General features: G+C 63.2%; 13 protein-coding genes. 7 read left to right on the top strand and 6 right to left on the bottom strand.

Annotation, left to right across the window (positions count from 1 at the left end; all coding sequences use genetic code 11):
* Positions 1 to 132: 132 nt before the first annotated feature.
* From FJ941_RS11455 to FJ941_RS11445, 3 genes are all read left to right on the top strand, one after another.
* Complete coding sequence (locus FJ941_RS11455; RefSeq protein ID WP_140505896.1) at positions 133 to 1,644, top strand: sugar ABC transporter ATP-binding protein; 1,512 nt, start codon at positions 133 to 135, stop codon at positions 1,642 to 1,644.
* A gap of 81 nt (positions 1,645 to 1,725) precedes the next feature.
* Entirely contained in the window at positions 1,726 to 2,721 is a 996-nt protein-coding gene (locus FJ941_RS11450) for an ABC transporter permease (protein ID WP_140505557.1), read from the top strand.
* 49 nt (positions 2,722 to 2,770) lie between these two features.
* Entirely contained in the window at positions 2,771 to 3,823 is a 1,053-nt protein-coding gene (locus tag FJ941_RS11445; protein ID WP_140505555.1) for a substrate-binding domain-containing protein, read from the top strand.
* Positions 3,824 to 3,914: 91 nt separating this feature from the next.
* Here the strand turns inward: FJ941_RS11445 and FJ941_RS11440 are convergent, their stop codons facing one another.
* The 3 genes from FJ941_RS11440 to FJ941_RS11430 form a co-directional block, all read right to left on the bottom strand.
* On the bottom strand, positions 3,915 to 4,064 hold the full coding sequence (locus tag FJ941_RS11440) for a type II toxin-antitoxin system YafQ family toxin (protein WP_348640742.1): 150 nt from the start codon (positions 4,062 to 4,064) through the stop codon (positions 3,915 to 3,917).
* Positions 4,065 to 4,266: 202 nt separating this feature from the next.
* Positions 4,267 to 6,321, bottom strand: coding sequence for a bifunctional aldolase/short-chain dehydrogenase (locus FJ941_RS11435; protein ID WP_140505553.1), 2,055 nt, complete (start codon positions 6,319 to 6,321; stop codon positions 4,267 to 4,269).
* Positions 6,322 to 6,408: 87 nt separating this feature from the next.
* On the bottom strand, positions 6,409 to 7,374 hold the full coding sequence (locus tag FJ941_RS11430) for a sugar-binding transcriptional regulator (protein ID WP_140505552.1): 966 nt from the start codon (positions 7,372 to 7,374) through the stop codon (positions 6,409 to 6,411).
* A gap of 202 nt (positions 7,375 to 7,576) precedes the next feature.
* On the opposite strand from FJ941_RS11430, the gene FJ941_RS11425 reads away from it, so the two are divergent.
* From FJ941_RS11425 to FJ941_RS11410, 4 genes are all read left to right on the top strand, one after another.
* Positions 7,577 to 9,217, top strand: coding sequence for an acyl-CoA synthetase (locus FJ941_RS11425; protein WP_140505550.1), 1,641 nt, complete (start codon positions 7,577 to 7,579; stop codon positions 9,215 to 9,217).
* Between the two features lie 190 nt (positions 9,218 to 9,407).
* On the top strand, positions 9,408 to 10,013 hold the full coding sequence (locus tag FJ941_RS11420; RefSeq protein WP_140505548.1) for a TetR family transcriptional regulator: 606 nt from the start codon (positions 9,408 to 9,410) through the stop codon (positions 10,011 to 10,013).
* Between the two features lie 54 nt (positions 10,014 to 10,067).
* Positions 10,068 to 11,213, top strand: coding sequence for an efflux RND transporter periplasmic adaptor subunit (locus FJ941_RS11415; protein ID WP_140505546.1), 1,146 nt, complete (start codon positions 10,068 to 10,070; stop codon positions 11,211 to 11,213).
* 258 nt (positions 11,214 to 11,471) lie between these two features.
* Entirely contained in the window at positions 11,472 to 14,612 is a 3,141-nt protein-coding gene (locus FJ941_RS11410) for an efflux RND transporter permease subunit (RefSeq protein ID WP_140505544.1), read from the top strand.
* A gap of 80 nt (positions 14,613 to 14,692) precedes the next feature.
* Here FJ941_RS11410 and FJ941_RS11405 read toward each other — a convergent pair whose 3' ends face one another.
* The 3 genes from FJ941_RS11405 to FJ941_RS29200 all read right to left on the bottom strand — a co-directional run.
* Positions 14,693 to 16,402 carry an APC family permease gene (locus tag FJ941_RS11405; protein ID WP_140505542.1) on the bottom strand — a complete coding sequence of 570 codons (1,710 nt, stop codon included), beginning with the start codon at positions 16,400 to 16,402 and terminating at the stop codon, positions 14,693 to 14,695.
* 254 nt (positions 16,403 to 16,656) lie between these two features.
* Positions 16,657 to 19,026, bottom strand: a complete 2,370-nt coding sequence (locus FJ941_RS11400; protein WP_140505540.1) for an aminomethyltransferase family protein — start codon at positions 19,024 to 19,026, stop codon at positions 16,657 to 16,659.
* Positions 19,023 to 19,222 (bottom strand): hypothetical protein (locus tag FJ941_RS29200; RefSeq protein WP_210242218.1); only part of this gene is annotated, 200 nt, incomplete at its 5' end. The genes FJ941_RS29200 and FJ941_RS11400, both read right to left, overlap by 4 nt.

Genomic DNA, 19,222 nt, shown 5'->3' with positions numbered 1-19,222 from the left:
TCCCTCCCGCCTGTGTGCTCCCATCATAAGGGAGCCTTGACGGCGAGGCCAAGCTAGGAAGCCGTCTGGCAATTGTCAATCGTGTTGACAATTGCCGATATTGACCATAGCGTCATGGTCAGGGAGGAACGCATGGTCGGCAATGCCGTGTTCCGCGTAGAGGGACTGAGGAAATCCTTTGGCCGCAACGAGGTGCTTGGCGGCATCGCGCTGGACCTCCATGCCGGTGAAGTGACCGTGCTGATGGGCGCCAACGGCGCCGGTAAATCCACCCTCGTCAAGATCGTCAGCGGCGTCTACGAGCGTGGCGGCGGCACGATGACGCTTGCCGGGCAGGATTTTGCGCCGAACACGCCGGCGGAAGCGATCCGCGCGGGTGTCGTCACCGTGCACCAGAACATCAATGATGGTGTCGTCGCCGATCTCGACGTCGCCACCAATCTCACCCTCGACAGGCTGAGCGGCAAAGGCGCGCCGACCCTGTTCAATCCCGCTCGCGTGCGCCGCGAAGCCAAGGCGGTCGCCGACCGCATGGGGCTGGATATCGATTTGAAGGCGCGCGTCAGTGACCTTTCGCTCGCCGATCGCCAGATGGTGGCGATTGCCCGGGCGCTGGCACACCAGCCGAAAGTGCTGATCCTCGATGAGCCGACCTCGTCGCTCTCCAGCGCCGAAGCCGACAGGCTGTTCGCGCTGGTCGACCGGCTGCGCGAGCAAGGCGTGGCGATCCTCTATATCTCGCACCGCATGTCGGACATCAGGCAGCTTGCGGACCGCATCGTCTCGATGCGCGACGGTGTCGTCTCGGGCACCTTTGACACCAAGCCGCTCGACTATGAGGGCGCGGTCAACGCCATGCTCGGCCGCAAGATCCATCTCGACCGTGTCGTCGCCAGGAGTTCCGCCAGGGCGGTCCTGACGATCGAAGGCCTGCGGATCGCGCAGGGCGCCCGGCCGATCTCGCTGACGCTTGGCGATGGCGAGGTCGTCGCCGTCACCGGTCTCGTCGGCGTCGGCAAGACCGCTCTTGCCGAGACGCTGTTCGGCGTGCGCCGACCACTCGCCGGCACCATGACGATGAACGGCAAGCCTTACGCGCCGCGCTCGGCGGGCGACGCGATCGCGGCCGGCGTGTTCCTCGTCGCCAAGGATCGCGCCACCAGCGGCATTGTCGGCGGCTTCAACATCGAGCGCAATGTCAGCTTGCCTTTCCTGAAGCGTATGTCGAATTTCAGCGTGCTCAAGCGCCGCCTCGAACGCGCCACCGCGCGCCGGCAGATCGAGCAGCTCGGCATCGTCTGCCGCTCCGAGAAGCATGAGATGTCGGCATTGTCTGGCGGCAACCAGCAGAAGGTGATGGTCGCCCGCTGGATGACCCAGAATGCCGCACTGTTCATCCTCGACGAGCCGTTCCAGGGCGTCGACATTTCGGCCCGGCGCGACATCGCGGCCAAGCTGAGGGCAAGCGCCAATGGCCGCGCCACGCTTTTGTTCGTCACCGAACTCGACGAAGCGCTGGAGACTGCCGACCGCATTCTGGTGATGTCGGAGCACACAATCGTCGGCGAACACCGCAACGCCGACGTCGATCTAGATCGCCTGCTGGCCGAGGTCGCGGGCGGACCGCTGCACAGCGCTGCCTGAGCGTGGCGGCCGATGGAATTGGATTGGAGAAACCATGGATTGGAGTTGGGTAAAAACCGCAGTGGCGCCGGGGTGCGCGGAATGACGCTGCGCGACCACGCCATCCGCTATGGATTCATCGTGCTGTTGTTCGGATTGGTCGCCTATTTCGCGATCGCCGCCGACGGGTTCGTCTCGCCGCAAAGTGCCGTCTTCATCTTCCAGTCGGTCGCCATCACCGGCGTGCTGGCGCTTGGTGTTACTGCCACCCTGGTGGTCGGCGGCTTCGACCTGTCGATCGGTTCGGTCGCGACCTCGGCCATGATGGCGGCGGCCTATGTCATGGTGGTGCTGGAGCAGAACGCGTTCGTGGCGGTCATCGTATGCCTATTGATCGGCGCCATCGTCGGCCTGATCAATGGCTGGCTGATCGTCTACATGCGCGTGCCGGACCTGCTGGCGACGCTCGGCATGATGTTCCTGCTGGTCGGCCTGCAGCGCATCCCGACAGAAGGCCGCTCGATCGCCACCGGCATGACCATGCCCGACGGCTCGGTCGCCAACGGCAAGTTCTCCGATGCCTTCCTGGCGCTTGGCCGCCACCGCTTCGATTTCTTCATCCCGAACCTCATTCCGGTGTCGGTCGTCGTGCTTCTGGTGCTGGCCGTGCTGATCTGGTTCTTCCTCGAATACACCCGCTTCGGCCGCATGATGTACGCCGTCGGCTCCAATGAGCGCGCCGCCGAACTCGCCGGCGCGCCTGTCAAGGCATACAAGATCTGGGCCTACGTTATTTCAGGAGTTTTTGCCTCGATCGGCGGCATTTTGCTCGCCGCCCGGCTTGGACGCGGCGACATCGCCTCGGGTAATAATCTGCTGCTCGATGCGGTTGCCGCGGCGCTGATCGGCTACGCGGTGCTTGGCGCCGCGAAGCCGAACGCCTTCGGCACCGCCATCGGCGCGCTGTTCGTCGGCATCTTGCTGCAGGGCCTGACGATGATGAACGCGCCCTACTACACGCAGGATTTCGTCAAGGGCGTGGTTCTGGTCGTCGCCCTTGTCTTCACCTTTGCCCTTTCGGGCAGGGGCAGGAACTAGCATTCGGCCGGATAGGATTTTGGGTTCAACAAAAGTGGAGGAAAACAAGGTGAACATCACAAGAAGACTTCTGGGGAAAGTGGCGCTCGGGCTCGCCGGCGCAACCATGCTGATGCAGGTCCCGGCATTGGCCGCCGATAAGCCGGCGCCATTCGACAAGCCCGGCGTCAAGATCGCGCTGGTGCGCTATCTCTCGACCGGCGACTTCTTTCAGGCCTATCTGTCGGGCGTCGAGGCGCAGTCGAAGGCGCTCGGCATCGACCTGCGTGTGCTCGACAGCCGCCAGGACGCCGCCCTTCAGGCCGACATGGTCGATCAGGCCATTGCGCTCGGCGTGCAGGGCATCATCATCCAGCACGGCCTGACGGAATCGATGAAGGACGCCGCCCAGCGTGCCGTCGACGCCGGCATCAAGGTGGTCGCCTTCGACGTCAATGTCGAAAACCCCAAGATCCCGCAGATCGAACAGTCGGACAAGGACTTGGCGCGCCTAGCGCTCGAACAGGCGGTCAAGGACAACGGCGAAAGCTGGAACGCCGGCTATGTCTATGTCGCCGGCATCGCGCCGCTCGACCGCCGCAACGAAACCTGGGTCGACGTGAAGAAGAAATATGCCGGCATCAAGGAAGCCGCCATGTTCGGCACGCTCGACAATCCGATCGCCAACTCCGTCGCCAACCAGGCACGCTCGGTGCTGTCGGCGCACCCCGACATCAACGTGATGTTCGCCCCTTATGACGAATTCGCCAAGGGCGTGAAGATCGCCGTCGACGAAGCGAGCCTGAAGAAGAAGATCAAGATCTATTCGGCCGACATTTCGACGTCCGACATCGCGGCGATGCGCGAGCCCGATAGTGCCTGGGCGGCGACCGCCGCGACCAACCCGGCCGTCGTCGGCCAGGTCTCGGTGCGCGCCCTGGCGCAGTTGCTCGCCGGCGAAGATCCCGGCCACAACGTCATCGTGCCGCCGACGCTGATTACCCAGAAAGAGTTGATCGACAAGGACATCAAGAACATGGAAGACCTGTCGGCCAAGCTGCCGCAGTTCGCCCACGCCGACGTCGCCATGCCTGCCTGGATGCCGAACCCCAACGCGAAGTAGCGTTCGGCACAAATTCTCACTGATTATCGAGTTGAGACGAAATGAAAGCCGCCCTGCAGCAAATCGCTGCGGGCGGCTTTTTCGATGACGTTCACTCGTTGAACAGGTCGGAATGCGAACCGGTACGGGCAAGCTGCAATTCGTCGCCGACAACGCGGTAGATCAGGAGCCAGTCTGGTTCGATATGCGCGTCACGAAAGCCTTTCCAGTCCCCTTTCAGGGGATGATCCTTGTACGCCACCGGCAGTTCTTGTCCGGCGATGAGCCTAACAGACCGCGCAACTTGCCCAGGTCCTTGCCACGCCTTTCCATACGCTTCACATCCCGGCGAAATTGCCCGGAGCGAATGGGGGCTGGCACGCTTAGATCCCCAAATCCTTGAACAACTCATCAGCCGAGGCAAGGCGTTTGCCTTTGATTGCTGCGATCGTTCAGCAGCAAGCCTACCGCAGCGCCGCGGCAATGTTGCCGCCGTCGACTGTCGTCACATCCGCGGTCGTCCGGTCGGCCAGGGCGTGATGCAGGAAGGCCTGCGCCACATCCTGCGCCGTCACTTCCTGGCCGAGCAGATTGCCGGACATGTAGTCCTTCTCCGACACGCCGCGCGCGCCCGAGCGGCTGGCGATCATCGCGTCCGTCAAAAGACCCGAGCGGATGCGGTCGGCGTTGACGGCATTCGAACGGATGCCATGGGCGCCGTAGTCGAGCGCGTATTGCCTGGACAGGAACAGCGTCGCCGCTTTCGGCACGCCATAGGCGCCGAACTTCGGGCCGGGGTTGACCGCCTGCTTGGAGGTGTTGAACAAGAGAGCGCCGCCGGTGCCCTGTTCGAGCATGATGCGCACGGCGTTCTGCGCCGCCGACTGGTGGGCGAAGAAATTGAGCTCGAAGCTCTTGCGCAGCAGCGCATCGTCAAGCTCGCCGATGCGGCCCTCCCATGCGGCGCCCGCGTTGGATACCAATATGTCGACGCCGCCGAACACGGCGATCGCCTTGTCGAATGCGGCGCGCATCTGGTCCGGGTCGGTGATGTCGGCGCCAACGCCGATCGAATTGTTGCCGGCTTTCCTGGCGGCATCAGCGGCCTTTTCAGCGTCGAGATCGACGACGACGGCATGAGCGCCATTGTCGGCGAAAAGTTTTGCGGTCGCCGCACCAATCGCACCGGCGCCACCGGTGATCAGCACCACCTGTCCGGTCAGTGGCTTCGGCTTGTTGGAGGCAAGCTTGGCCTGTTCCAGCGACCAGTATTCGAGCGGGAACAGCTCGGCCTTGGACAATGGGTGGAAACGCCCGACCGCCTCGGCGCCGCGCACTGCCTCGATCCACATCTCGCCGACGTCCGATGCGATCCTGGCGTCCTTCAATGTGCGGCCATGACCGAACATGCCGAGCCCCGGCACCAGCGTCAGCCGCGGCATGGGATCGAGCATGGTGCGCTTGACGTCGTCGAGCGCGTCATTGGTCTCGAAATAGGCACGATAATCCTTGGCGAAGGCATCGACATGGCTCTTGATCACCGCCTTGTAGTCACCGACCTTGTCGGCGTCGGGCGCCGGCACCGCCATCGGTCCGGTCTTGATGCGGATCGACAGATCCGGCGTCGACACGCCACGTTGTGCATAGTCGGCGATCTCTGCCGAATTGATGAAATCGACGATCGCGTCCGATGTACGGAAATCGCTGATCATGCGGTCGAAGCGGCCCTCGCCGCGTGGCGCCGCGACAGCGCCGCGCAGCATGGGCGCGACCACTGCCGGTGACGCGAGCCTGGCCGGCAATGCCGACTTGGCCGGCTGCGGCTTGGCGTGCTTGGCCACATAGTCCTCGGCGACGTTCACATAATGGATCATCCGGTCATAGGCCTGCCTGGCGTCGTCGCCGAAAGTGAAGATGCCGTGCTTGTCGAGGATCAGGCCTTCTACCGTAGGATCGGCGTCGAAGACGTCGGCCGCCGCCTTGGCGAGGTCGAAGCCTGGCATGATGTAGGGCACGTAGCCCATCTTTGCTCCGAACACCTTTGCCACCAGCGGTTTGCTGTCTTCCTGATCGACAATAGCCAGGATGGCGGTCGAATGGGTGTGGTCGACGAATTTGTGCGGCAGGAAGGCATGCAGCAGGGTCTCGACCGATGGGTTGGGCGAGGCGGGGTCGATCAGGTTTGCCCGCTGCAGGGCGACCATGTCCTCGTCGGAAAGCCTGTCCAGCTTGCGCGCCTTGAGCAGGGCGCCCATCTTGACGGCGGGCAGGCCCTGCGGCTCGATGACGGCCATGTCCCAGCCGCTGCCTTTGACGCACAGCACGTCCCACTCGTCGCCGACGAGGTCGGTCGCCTTGATCTTGCAGGAGGTGTTGCCGCCGCCATGCAGGACCAGCTGTGGCACGCCGCCCAGAAGCCGCGTCGTGTAGACACGCAAGGCAAGGTCGTGGCCGACGTCCTTCTTCGCATAGTCGGCAACGAGTTTTTCAGCCGTGTCGTCGTTCCACAGGTTCTTCATGTTCGCTTCGTCCAGTTGCTGTTTTTGATGGTGAAACAGGAATGCCGCGACGCCTTGATGACAAATGCGTCGGCAAAGGGTTGGTTTTCAGGATGCCTTTTCTGCTGACGTTCCGGCATGATCGAGCAGCCGTTGCGCCATACGCGCGCCGACCACCAGATGCGTGCAGAGGCCGCCGGCAATCGCCGCGAGCAGCGGTTCGAACTTGCTGTCTTCCTGCACCACCATCAGCCGCCTGGCGATGGTGCGCAGTGAAGCAAGCCCCGCCGAGATGACCCGCCGGTTGTAGCTGCAGTCGAGCAACTCGCCACCGGCATCGATGATCTGCCCGGCAATGACACCGGCGGCACCTTCCTTGCGCAGTGCCGCCATCTCGGCTGCCGTCAGCGCACCGCACTTCACCAGGTGGCTGTCGGCATCGACCGCGCCGATGGAGTAGAGCGCAAGATCGCAGTCGCTGATCCCGGCGAGCTGGTCGCGGATCACGGGCTCGGCGCGCAGGCCTTGCGCCAGTTCCTCGGTCGACAGCACCAGGGGCGCGTAGAAGTTGAGGCCCTTGGCATTGAGCCGCCGCGCGATTTCCATGGTGCACTGGTCGGGCCGGTAGGAATAGGGCGCGCCGAGATTGCCACAGAGCTGCACCACGGTGACGTCCTGCAGGTCGGCATAGGACATGATGTCGGCGATGGTGTAGACGGTGCGGCCCCAGGCGACGCCGATGCGGTCGCCCTTCCTGACGAGTTCCAGGAAGACGCTTGCCGCCAGCACCGCGATATCGGTCGAGGGATCGGCGAGGTAGGCGTTTTCCGGCGCGATCCAGACGGCGTCGAGCTTCAGGGCATCTTCCAGCCTGCGCGCCATGATGTCGTCGGTGAAGAGCTGCGTCGAGGTCGAGATGTTGACGATGCCTGTCTCGCGCGCCTTGCGCAGATACATGGCGACGGAAGCGCGCGAAATGTTGAGCTGATTGGCCACTTCGTCTTGGCGAAGCCCATGGGCATAGTAAAGCCAGGCCGCCTTGTGGATGAGCTGTTCTGCCGGTCGGATCGCCATGCCGCCTCCTTGCCTGACATTAGTCACGGCTCTCGACAAAAGTCAAATTTGGATGACCAGGGAGGGATCTTCTGCCCGCGCGGCGCAATCGAGATCACCGTTCCAGCAAGTCGGCGCAGTATAGCATTCTCAGCCCTTCTGGGGGATAGCGTGACGACGAGCCTAAGGTTAGAAAGCTCGAAAAGACTTTGGGGAGAACGGGATGGCCAGTCCCTACGAACAGGATCTCGACAGGAACGCCGCCAACCACCAGCCGCTGACGCCGCTCACCTATCTGGAGCGCGCTGCAAAGACTTATCCCGACCACATCGCCATCATCCATGGCGGCCAGCGCATCAGCTATCGTGATTTCTGGCGCCGCTCGCTGAAGCTCGCTTCGGCGCTGCACAAGCACGGCATCGGCAAGGGCGATACGGTGACGGTCATGCTGTCGAACACGCCGCCGATGCTGGAGGCGCATTTCGGCGTGCCGATGACCAAAGCGGTGCTGCACTCGCTCAATACGCGCCTCGACGCCGCGGTCATCGCCTTCCAGCTCGATCATGCCGAGACCAAGGTGCTGATCGTCGATCGCGAGTTCTCCGGAGTCGTGCGAGAGGCGCTCGATCTGGCCAAGGTCAAGCCGCTGGTCATCGACTACGACGATCCCGATTACGCCGCTGACGCGCCCTATCCGAAAGGCGAGCGGGTCGGCACGGTGGACTACGAGGCCTTTGTCGCCAATGGCGACGAGGAGTTCGCCTGGTCGATGCCGGACGACGAATGGGACGCGATCTCGCTCAACTACACGTCGGGCACGACAGGCAATCCCAAGGGCGTCGTCTACCATCACCGTGGTGCCGCGCTGATGGCCTACACCAACACCATCCATGCCGGCATGGCCAAGCACGCGGTCTATCTCTGGACGCTGCCGATGTTCCATTGCAATGGCTGGTGTTTTCCCTGGACGCTCGCGGTCCAGGCCGGCACGCATGTCTGCCTGCGCTGGGTGCGGCCGAAGCCGATCTATGACGCCATCGCCGACCACGGCGTCACGCATCTGTGCGGGGCGCCGGTCGTCATGTCGGTGCTGATCAATGCCAGGGAGGAGGACAAGCGCGCATTTGCGCAGACCGTCACCTTCAACACGGCTGCCGCGCCGCCGCCCGAAGCCGTGCTGTCGGGGATGGCCGATGCCGGCTTTGCCGTCACCCATCTCTACGGATTGACCGAAACGTATGGTCCGGCTGTCGTCAACGAATGGCATAATGGCTGGGACGCGCTCGACAAAGGGGCGAGGGCGGGCAAGAAGGCACGGCAGGGCGTGCGCTACGCCGCGCTCGAAGGCCTGACGGTGATGGACCCAGAGACCATGGCCGAGACGCCCGCCGACGGCGAGACCATCGGCGAGGTCATGTTCCGGGGCAACATCGTCATGAAGGGCTATCTGAAGAACCGCAAGGCGACCGACGAGGCTTTCGCCGGCGGCTGGTTCCACTCCGGTGATCTCGGCGTCATGCACCCCGACGGCTATATCCAGCTCAAGGACCGCTCCAAGGACATCATCATCTCCGGTGGCGAGAACATTTCCTCGATCGAGGTCGAGGACGCGCTCTACAAGCATCCCGCCGTCGCCTCCTGCGGCGTCGTGGCGCGCCATGACGACAAATGGGGCGAGGTGCCTGTCGCCTATGTCGAGCTGAAACCGGGCAAGGTGGCGAGCGAGGCAGAGATCATCGAGCACTGCCGGACGCTGCTTGCCCGCTTCAAAGTGCCGAAAGCGGTGATCTTCGCCGAGATACCGAAGACCTCGACCGGCAAGATCCAGAAATTCCGGCTGCGGGAAATGGCCAAGGTCGCCTGAAGCCCTCCGGCGGCCTTTCGAGAGAATTATTTTCAGGGGCCCGCATCCTGAGGGCGCCTTGTGACGTCTATGGGATGTCACCATCTGTCACCAATCGTACGCGTACATCGAATCCGCGTTGACACAGCGCTCTTTTCGATTTACGAGTGATGAAAATCGAAATTCGTCACTCGTTATTTGACAGAGAGCTATGTCCGAAGCCGCCAACATCGTCGCCGACGTCGCCCGACAGGAAAATGTGACGCGCATTCTCGATTGCGCCGAGCGCCTGTTCCGCCACTATGGCTACGGCAAGACCAATGTCGCCGACATTGCCCGCGAGCTCGGCATGTCGCCAGCCAACATCTACCGTTTCTTTGCCTCCAAAGTCGAAATCCACCAGGCCGTCTGTGGCCGGATGCTCGGCGCCAGCTACAAGATGGCCTACGAGATCATGCACCTGCCGGCCAGCGCCGAGGAGCGGCTGCGGCGTTACGTGCATGCGCAGTACAAGATGACGATGGAGGTCATGCTCGACGACCAGAAGGTCCACGAGATGGTCATCGTCGCCCTCGAGCGCGACTGGGGCGTCATCGACAAGCATGTCGACAGCATCCACGATCTTTTCGCCGAGGTGATCCGCGAGGGCATCGAGGCCGGCGAGTTCAGGAAACAGGACCCGGTGACCGCGTCGCGCTGTTTCGGTGCCGCCACCGTCATCCTGTGCCATCCGCAGATGGTGGCGCAGTGCCTCGCCAAGACCAATCGGGCGATGCCCGACGAACTCATCGATTACGCAATCAGAGCCTTGAAATAGCCGCCGCCAGCCGGTGCCGGTGTCGACAGTCCGTCTCCAGTCGGGAGTATCAAGATGTTTTTGCCCAGTTCCATCCTTCGCAAGCTGCCAGCTGCCGGCCTGATCGTCGTCGCATCGCTTGGGCTCGCCGGCTGCTCGCAGGAAAAAGCCGAGGTGAAGGACATCATTCGCCCGGTCAAGGTCGTCGAGATCGCCCAGGCCCATGACACCCGCACGCTATCCTATTCCGGATCGGTGCGGGCCCGCACCGAGAGCACACTGGGTTTCCGGGTCAACGGCAAGATCACCGAGCGTCTCGTCGACATCGGCCAGCGCGTGGCGCCTGGCGATGTGCTGGCCCGCATCGATCCCTCCGACTATGACCTGTCGGTCAAGAGCGCGCAGGCCGCGCTGGATGCCTCCGAACGGCAGGTCGAGACCGTCGAACTCGCCCGCAAGCGCGCCGAGCGGCTTTTCGCCAAGAACTTCGCGCCGAAATCGCAGCTCGAACAGGCAACGCTGACCTATGACCAGGCCGTCGCCACGCGCGACTCTGCCCGTTCGACGCTTGCCCAGGCCAGGAACCAGGTCGGCTATACCGACCTCAAGGCCGACAGGGACGGCATCGTCACGGCGGTCAACGCCGATGTCGGCCAGGTGGTCGGGTCGGGCACGCCGGTGGTCACCGTCGCGGTCGATGGCGAAAAGGAAGTGCTGATCGCGGTTCCGGAAATGGAGATCGCGCAGTTCAAGCCGGGCAAGGACGTCAAGGCGGGCTTCTGGTCCGATGCCGCTCTGGCGCTTGACGGCAAGGTTCGCGAGGTCGCCGGCAGCGCCGATCCGCAGTCGCGCACCTTTGCCGTCCGCGTCAGCCTGCCCAACGACCCGCGCGTGCTGCTCGGCATGACCGCCAATATCGAGGCGTCGGCGGCTAATGAAAAGCAGCTCGTGTCCATCCCGCTGAGCGCGCTCGCCGAGAAAGACAGCCAATCGATCGTCTGGACGGTCGATCGTGGCGCCGACACGGTTCATGCCCGTCCGGTCAAGGTCGCCAAGTTCGCCGCCGATGGCGTGCGTGTCGCGGAGGGATTGAAACCGGGCGATATCGTGGTCGCCGCCGGTACGCAGTTCATGACCGAGGACCTGAAGGTGAAACTCGCCGGCGGCATCACACAGCAGTCCGCCTCGGCCGAGGGCGGGGACGCCAGCCAGCTGCGCTGACGACAGACAGGTCGGCCGCGCGTTCCCGCGGCCGCAGGTTTCCGGGCGGCGTGCCCGAAAGGTCGAGACGTCAAGGCCGATGTACCCCCGCATCGACCCTCGCGTCCCACCGCGATGAGTGTCTCTCCGCTCGAAGAGCGACGCCGCCCGGAAACTAGTATCGAACGCAGATGATTTCGTTTCGCGCGCCGCGCTTCTTCGTAGCACCTTCCTCGAAGCACCAGGGCGCCGGCAACCAAGCAAAGTGGACCACCACCGATGACGACCTCCACTGAAGAAAAGCGGCCCTTCAATCTCTCTCGTTGGGCAATCGGCCATCCTTCGATCGCGCGCTTCCTGTTCGGGCTGATCATCATCGCCGGCGCGCTCGGCCTGATGCGCATGGGCCAGAAGGAAGATCCCGACTTCACCTTCCGCGTCATGGTCGTGCAGGCGATTTGGCCGGGCTCCTCGATCCAGGAGATGGAAGACCAGGTCGTCAACAAGATCGAGCGCAAGCTGCAGGAGACGCCGCATCTCGACTTCGTGCGTTCCTTCACCCGCGCCGGCAGCGCCATCATCACCGTCCAGATCAAGGGTGACGCCAACGCCGCCGAAGTGACCGATGCTTTCTATCAGGTGCGCAAGAAGGTCGGCGACATATCGGGCGACCTGCCGCAGGGTCTGCTCGGCCCCTATTTCAACGACGAATTCGGTGACACCTTCATCACGCTGCATTCGATCAGCGGCGACGGCTTCTCCTATCCCGAGCTGAAGAAGTTCGCCATCCAGGCGCGTGATATGCTGTTGACGACGCCTGGCGTCGAAAAGGCGGTCATCATCGGCGACCAGCCGGAAAAGCTCTACATCGATGTCTCGTCCAAGGCGCTGGCCGAACGCGGCCTGACGCTGACCGACGTGCAGAACGCGATCAAGGGCCAGAACAATGTCGACCCTGCTGGTTCCGTCGACACCGGCGTCAATTCGGTGCGCATTTCGGTCGAAGGCGATGTCGCCAAGGCCGCCGACATCCGTGAACTGCGCCTGCGTGCCGGCGGCCAGGTCACCCGGCTTGGCGACATCGCCACCGTCACTTCGGGGCTGGAAGACCCCTTCCAGCGCAAATACCGCTTCAATGGTCACGACAGCGTGCAGCTTGGCGTCGTCATGGCCAAGGGTTTTAAAGTCACCGACGTCGGCAAGGATGTCGAGGCGACCTACAAGCACTTCGAGGAAGCGCTGCCCTATGGCGTTTCGGTCGACCAGATTTCCGACCAGCCGGGCGTCGTCACGGACGCGGTAGCCGAATTCATGCATGCGCTCGGCGAAGCGCTGCTGATCGTGCTCGTCGTCTCGTTCCTGTCGATCGGCTGGCGCTCGGGCCTGGTGATCGCCATCGCCATACCGCTGGTGCTCGCCGCCACCTTCGCCATCATGTACGAGATCGGCATCGACCTCCAGCGCATTTCGCTGGGCGCGCTGATCATCGCGCTCGGCCTGCTCGTCGACGACGCCATGATCGTCGTCGAGATGATGGAGCGCAAGCTCGAGGAGGGGCTGGTCAAGATCGAGGCGGCGAGCTTCGCCTATTCCTCGACCGCCTTCCCGATGCTGACCGGCACGCTGATCACCACCGCCGGCTTCATCCCTGTCGGCTTTGCCGCTTCGACGGCTGGCGAATATGTGCGCACCCTGTTCTATGTCGTCGGCATCGCGCTGATCGTGTCGTGGTTCGTGGCGGTCTATTTCACGCCGTGGCTCGGCTATATGATCCTCAAGCAGCGCAAGCATGCCGGCAGCCATCACGACGCCTTCGACACGAGCTTCTATCGTCGGCTGCGTGCCACGGTCGGTTGGGCCGTGCGCCATCGCATCATCGTCCTGGTGATGACGCTGGTGACTTTCGGCACCAGCCTTTGGGCGTTCCAGTTCATCCCGCAGAATTTCTTCCCGCAATCGTCGCGGCCGGAAATCCTGGTCGATCTCTGGCTGCCGGAAGGCACCAGCATCAAGGAGGTCGAGACGCAGGCCAAGGCCCTGGAAGCCAAGATGATGGACGACAAGGACAAGCGTTTCATCGCCACCTACATCGGCGAGGGCGCCCCGCGCTTCTTCCTGCCGCTCGACCAGCAACTGCGCAACCCGAACTTCGCCCAGTTGCTTGTCATGGCCAATGACGAGCCGGCGCGCGAGCGGCTGATCGTCAAGCTGCGCACGGTTCTGGCGCAGGATTTCCCATCGATTCGTGCCAAGGTCGACCGCCTGTTCCTCGGACCGCCAACCGGCTGGCCGGTGCAAATGCGTGTCATGGGTCCGGACCGCCAGGAGGTGCGCCGCATCGCCGACCAGGTGAAGGCGAAGTTCCGGCAGGATCCGCTGCTCGGCGCCGTCCATGACGACTGGCTGGAGCCCGTTCCGGCGATGAAACTGGTCATCGACCAGGATCGCGCCCGTGCGCTCGGCGTCACCTCGCAGCGCATCCGCCAAATGCTGCAGGCCGCGATGTCCGGCGCGCCGCTCGACGATTTCCGCGACGGCGAGGAGACGGTATCCATCGTCGCCCGCGAGCCGGATGCAAGCCGCAGCCTGCTGTCCTCGGTCGACTCGGTCTATATCCCGACCGATTTCGGCGGCTTCGTGCCGCTGTCGCAGGTCGCCAAGGTGGTGCCTGTGCTGGAGCAAGGCATAGAGTGGCGCCGCGACCGCCTGCCGACGATCAGCGTGCGCGCCACACTGCCCGACGGCGTGCAGTCCAACGACGTCGTCACCAAGATGTACAAAGACATGCAGGGCCTGCGCGACGGCCTGGCGCCCGGCTACAAGATCGAGATCCAGGGCGGGGCCGAGGATTCGGCCGAAAGCCAGGCTTCCATCGCCGCCAAGGCGCCGATCATGCTGGCAGTCATCGTCGTGCTCCTGATGATCCAACTGCAGAACTTCGGCAAGGCGATGCTGGTGCTGGCGACCGGCCCGCTCGGTATCATCGGTGCTGCCGCCGCCCTGCTGATCAGCGGTGCGCCGTTCGGCTTCGTCGCCATCCTCGGCGTCATCGCGCTGCTCGGGATTATCATGCGCAACTCGATCATCCTGGTCGACCAGATCGACCAGGACATCGCCAGGGGCATGGACCGTTCCGAAGCGATCATCGGCTCGGCGGTGCGCCGCTTCAGGCCGATTGTGCTGACGGCGATGACGGCTGTGCTGGCACTGATTCCGATCTCGCGCGGCGTGTTCTGGGGCCCGCTCGCCTACGCCATGATGGGCGGCATTCTCGTCGCCACTGTGCTGACCATCCTGGTGCTGCCGGCGGGGTATGCGCTCTTCTTTGGACGGGAGCCCAAGAAAGCCAGGACCGACGAGCAGGCGCCAGCAGAGATCGAAGGCGTCGAACGGCCGCAACTGGCGTTGGCGGCCGAATAAGAAAAACCGGCCGGTCGATTTGCGACTGGCCGGTTTTCCCTTAATGCAACAGTGGCTTGGGCCGTTTGGCGGTCAGACCATCAGATGACGAATACCCAATTGGCGATGAGCATGACCGCCACGCCGGCGACCAGCGTCAGATAGGGCAGCATGCCCGCCTTCCTGACCTTTAGATCGGCCGAGCTCATGCCGAGATCGGCCAGCATGTGGTCGGGGAATTTGCCCTTGTCCTGGATGTAGTGGCGGAAGCAGAACACCGGGATGATCAGCGCGGCGGTGATCAAGCCAGCCCACAGAGCCATCGGGTTCCAAACCTTGGCGCCTGCGCCCATGAAGATGGCGTTGACATAGGCGAAGATCGCCCCAATCCCCAACAGCCAGCTAGGCGCTTTCCATGGCCGTGCGATATGGCCGTTGTCGATGCGGTGGATCCAGCCGGCATTGAGGTTGAGGAAGTTGAAGATGATGTAGCCGCAGTTCGACACGGCGAGGATGAAGAAGAAGCTCGTCGCGTCGGCCGAGGCGATAGCCAGCACGATCAGGTTGAAGCAGAGGTCGGTCCACATGGCCCGCGTCGGCGCACCGTGCTCGTTGACGTGGCTGAGATAACGCGGTAGCCAGCCGTCGACCGAGCCTTGGTAGAGCGTGCGCGAGGAGCCGGCCATCGCCGTCATGATGCACAGCACCAGCGCCAGGATCATCAGCATCACCAGAAGGCTGTGAATGATCTTGCCGCCGCCGACCATGCCGGCGAGTGCATCCGCCACGCCGGAGCCGTCGACGATCGGCGTTGCCAGCATGCCGTTCAGGCCCAGCACCCCCTGAAAAGTGAAGGGCACCAGGATGAACAAAAGCATGCAGAGCAGGCCGGAATAGAAGATGGCCTTGAACGTATCAGTGCCGGGGTTCTTGAACTCCGACGTGTAGCAGACGGCCGTTTCGAAGCCATAGGTCGACCACGCGGCGATGAACATGCCGCCGAGCGCCAATGTCCAGCCGGCGATGTTCCAAGAGCCGGGTTCGGGTGCGTAGGCGGCGGCCAGCGGCACCAGCGGCGAAAAGTTCGACCAGTCGATCTGGCCGGTGAAGATCGGCACCACGCCGACGATCAGCATCGGGATGATGACCAGCAGGCCGATATATTTCTGCACGCTGGCGGTGCCCAGGATGCCGCGATGCTGGATCGAGAAGATGATCAGCATCAGCACCGCGCCAATGAAGAAGGTGGCGTTGAGCGTGAACGAGACCGGTCCGAGCGTATGGCTCCACAGCGTCCAGTTACGGATCGCTGGTGTCGCGGCGGCCGTCACCGCGGTGATGGCGTCGGCGGGAACCGTTCCGGTATGCGCGGCGATGTAGGCGACGACATCGGGCGAAGTTTCGGTGAACAGCGGCACCGGCGCCAGCGCGTTGAGGATATAGGCGGCGGCGATCGAGCAGCCGAGCGACAGCACCGGCGACCAGGCGAACCAGTTGCACCACACCGACAGCGGCGCGATGAACTTGGAATAGCGCAGCCAGGCGGTGGCGCCATAGATCGAGGCGCCGCCGGATTTGTTCGGGAACAGGCCGGCGATCTCGGCATAGGTGAAGGACTGCAGGAAGCCCATGATCATGGACACCGTCCAGATCAGGAAAGCCAGCTTTCCTGTCGTGCCGGCAATGCCGCCAATCGAGAACAGCACCAGCGCCGGAACGCCGCTCGCCACCCAGAAGGCGCCGCGCCAGTCGATATGCCTGAGCAGCTTGCTTTCGGCAGGCTGGTCCAGGACCGTACTTATCGTGCTCATGTCGATGAGTTCCCCTTTTTCGATGTTCCCCGCCAGCGATGCCTCGGCTACGCGAAGCTTACTCCCCGGCAAATGATCGTTCCGGCCGCAGTGTTTCCACTCAGTCGTATTTTTTTCTTAAGAGTGAAGATTGATCCGGCGCGCTTTCACGTCAAGCGATTTGTGAAACCATGCACATCACGCTTGCGCGCGCGGATGAAAAGCGTCCGGTGGGGTGGCCGGCGAGCGCTTTGAGAGCCCAAAAAGGGCAGTCGTCAGGAACGTGGTTTGGTCTTTTGCGGATCGTAGTGGGCAAAGGCGACGACCCGGGCCGGCAGCCGCTTGGCATGACCATCGAGCTTGCCGATCTCGACCTCCGTGCCGATTGCCGCGTGGGTGACGTCGAGCCGCGCCAGCGCGATGTTTTTGTTCAGCACCGGCGAGCGCATGCCCGACGTGACGACGCCGATCTGGGCGCGGCCGATATGGACGCAGTCGCCATGGCCGACGGCGACATTGCTGTCTATGTCGAGGCCGACCAGCTTCGTCTGAGGATGGTCCTTGCGCCGGATCAGCGCCTCGCGGCCGATGAAATCGTCGGTCTTGGTCTTCAGCGGCACGGTAAAGCCGATGCCCGCCTCGAACGGATCGGTCTGGTCGGAAAACTCGTAACCGGCGAAGATGAGCCCGGCCTCGATGCGCACCATGTCGAGCGCCTGTAGTCCCATCGGCTTCAGCCCATGCGGCTGGCCGGCTTCCCAGATGGCGTCGAACACCTTTTCGGCGTCGCGCGGATGGCACCAGATCTCGTACCCGAGTTCGCCGGTATAGCCGGTGCGCGAGACGACGATGGGAATGCCATTGCCGCCGCCGATCCTGGCGACCGCGAAGCGGAACCATTCGAGTTCCTCGATCGAGGGCTGCAGCGGGGAGGTCCAGATCACCTGTTTCAGGATGTCGCGGCTCTTTGGCCCTTGTACGGCGATGTTGTGCATCTGGTCGGTGGACGAGCGCACCAACACGTTGAGGCCGAGCTTTGTTGCCGTCTCGCGCAGCCATTCGCCGGAGAGATCGTCGCCGCCGATCCAGCGGAAATTGTCCTTGCCGAGCCTGAGCAGCGTGCCGTCGTCGATCATGCCGCCATGCTCGTAGCACATGGCGGAGTAGACGACTTGGCCGACGCCGAGCTTCTTGACGTCACGCGTCAGCGTGTATTGCAGCAGCGCTTCGGCATCCGGACCGGTGACCTCGAATTTGCGAAGCGGCGACAGGTCCATGATCACCGCATCCTGCCGGCAGGCCCAGTATTCGGCGATAGGCCCTTCTTTGGCGAACGAGTTGGCCAGCCAATAGCCCCTGTACTCGACGAAGTCGCGCGTGTGTTTGGCAAAGCTCGAATGAAAAGCTGTCTCGCGGGTCATTTTGGGTTCCGAATCGGGCGTCATGCGTCTGGCGATCGCTCGCGAGAATCTATGCTGGCCGGAATAGGTCCGCACATGGATGTCAGTCAGGTCCCAGCCATTGGCCGGCGTCGTGTCGTCAGGACATGCGGAGGAGACGCAGACGATGTCGGTGAGCGCCCTGAGCAGAACATAGTCGCCGGCTCGCGACCATGGCTCGTCCGACACCATGACGCCATGAGCGTCGATCGCCGTGTTGAAGAAAAAGTTGATCGCCATCCAGCCGGCGCGGGGATTGACGCCCTTGCCGGTGAGCGCGCGGTTGAAATTCTCCGAGCAGTTGGTGTGGCCGGGATAGCCGATGTCGTCGTAATACTTCGCCGCACAGGCGAGTGCGAAGGCGTCGTGCCGGCCGCACGTGTCCTGCACCACCTCGACCAGCGGCTCCATGTCCTGGTCGTAGTATTTCGAATGCAGGCCGGGCATCGGATAGCTCGCGCCCATCAGCGTGCGCGTCGTCGTGACGTCGAGCGGATGGTCGAGCCCCTTGTCCAGCTTGCGCGCCGAAAAACACTGGAAGTCGGTGCACTGGCGCCCGTCGACATCGATGATCTGCAGATAGTCGCCCGCCTTGACGAAATAGGACTCCGCCGTCGCCGAATGGACGCGCAGATCGAGCACCGGATCGGCCAGTGGATCGGCAAGCCGGGATTCTGTTTTCAGGCGGATTGTGTTGCGCCGCACGATGACGCTGAGCGGCGTCGCCGTGTCATGGCCGTCGACCAGCATCGGCCCGCCGGGCGCGGCAATCAGCATCGCACCATCGCGCGCTATCGCGAATGCCTGCTCGGCACCGGCCGGAGTGGTGCCGCCAAATACGCGCACAGCCTTGGCCTTGTCGAGCTGAACCTGGCGGCGTTCGAGGCCGCGGCGCACAGCCGAAAGACTGTCGTCGTCTTCGGTGAGCAGTGCCTTGATGCCGGCGGCACTACTATTGGATTTGTCACCGAGAATGCCGGAGTCGGTGACGCCCGACTTGTCCCAGGCCAGCAACTCGCAGGCCTGGCCGCCCTCGACATTGCGTACCGTGATCGTATCGCCGGCCTCGACCTCGATCAGCACCGCGCCATTGCCCTGTACGGTATAGCGCTCCATGCCGGCCGGCAGCGCGATCTGGCCCGGCCTCAGGATGAGGCTTGGCCTGGGCGGTCCGGCTGTCACGGCGGGGTAGGGCGACTGGCTCATTTCAGCCTTGCGGTTCGAGAAACAAGTTTGCCTGTGCGTGAAATTATTTTAGCAGCAAGAATAGCAGCGGAGCGGAGTTTGGCAAGGCGGAGGGTGGCGCTTCTTCCTTCTCCCGCAAGGAGGCCTTTGCACGGAACCGGGTTGGTGATTCCGTGCGTAAGGAATGAAGAGGGATGATTCGGATGGTCGATCGTTT

The sequence above is a fragment of the Mesorhizobium sp. B2-3-13 genome (assembly GCF_006442195.1).
Classification (GTDB): domain Bacteria; phylum Pseudomonadota; class Alphaproteobacteria; order Rhizobiales; family Rhizobiaceae; genus Mesorhizobium; species Mesorhizobium salmacidum.
Note: the sequence above shows the minus strand (reverse complement) of the source record. Positions and strands in the feature narration are given on the sequence as shown.

Coding starts and splice junctions, on each gene's coding strand:
- FJ941_RS11425 (WP_140505550.1), top strand. CDS start 7,577: ATGGCCAGTCCCTACGAACAGGATCTCGACAGGAACGCCGCCAACCAC.
- FJ941_RS11410 (WP_140505544.1), top strand. CDS start 11,472: ATGACGACCTCCACTGAAGAAAAGCGGCCCTTCAATCTCTCTCGTTGG.
- FJ941_RS11415 (WP_140505546.1), top strand. CDS start 10,068: ATGTTTTTGCCCAGTTCCATCCTTCGCAAGCTGCCAGCTGCCGGCCTG.
- FJ941_RS11420 (WP_140505548.1), top strand. CDS start 9,408: ATGTCCGAAGCCGCCAACATCGTCGCCGACGTCGCCCGACAGGAAAAT.
- FJ941_RS11435 (WP_140505553.1), bottom strand. CDS start 6,321: ATGAAGAACCTGTGGAACGACGACACGGCTGAAAAACTCGTTGCCGAC.
- FJ941_RS11405 (WP_140505542.1), bottom strand. CDS start 16,402: ATGAGCACGATAAGTACGGTCCTGGACCAGCCTGCCGAAAGCAAGCTG.
- FJ941_RS11450 (WP_140505557.1), top strand. CDS start 1,726: ATGACGCTGCGCGACCACGCCATCCGCTATGGATTCATCGTGCTGTTG.
- FJ941_RS11400 (WP_140505540.1), bottom strand. CDS start 19,026: ATGAGCCAGTCGCCCTACCCCGCCGTGACAGCCGGACCGCCCAGGCCA.
- FJ941_RS11455 (WP_140505896.1), top strand. CDS start 133: ATGGTCGGCAATGCCGTGTTCCGCGTAGAGGGACTGAGGAAATCCTTT.
- FJ941_RS11430 (WP_140505552.1), bottom strand. CDS start 7,374: ATGGCGATCCGACCGGCAGAACAGCTCATCCACAAGGCGGCCTGGCTT.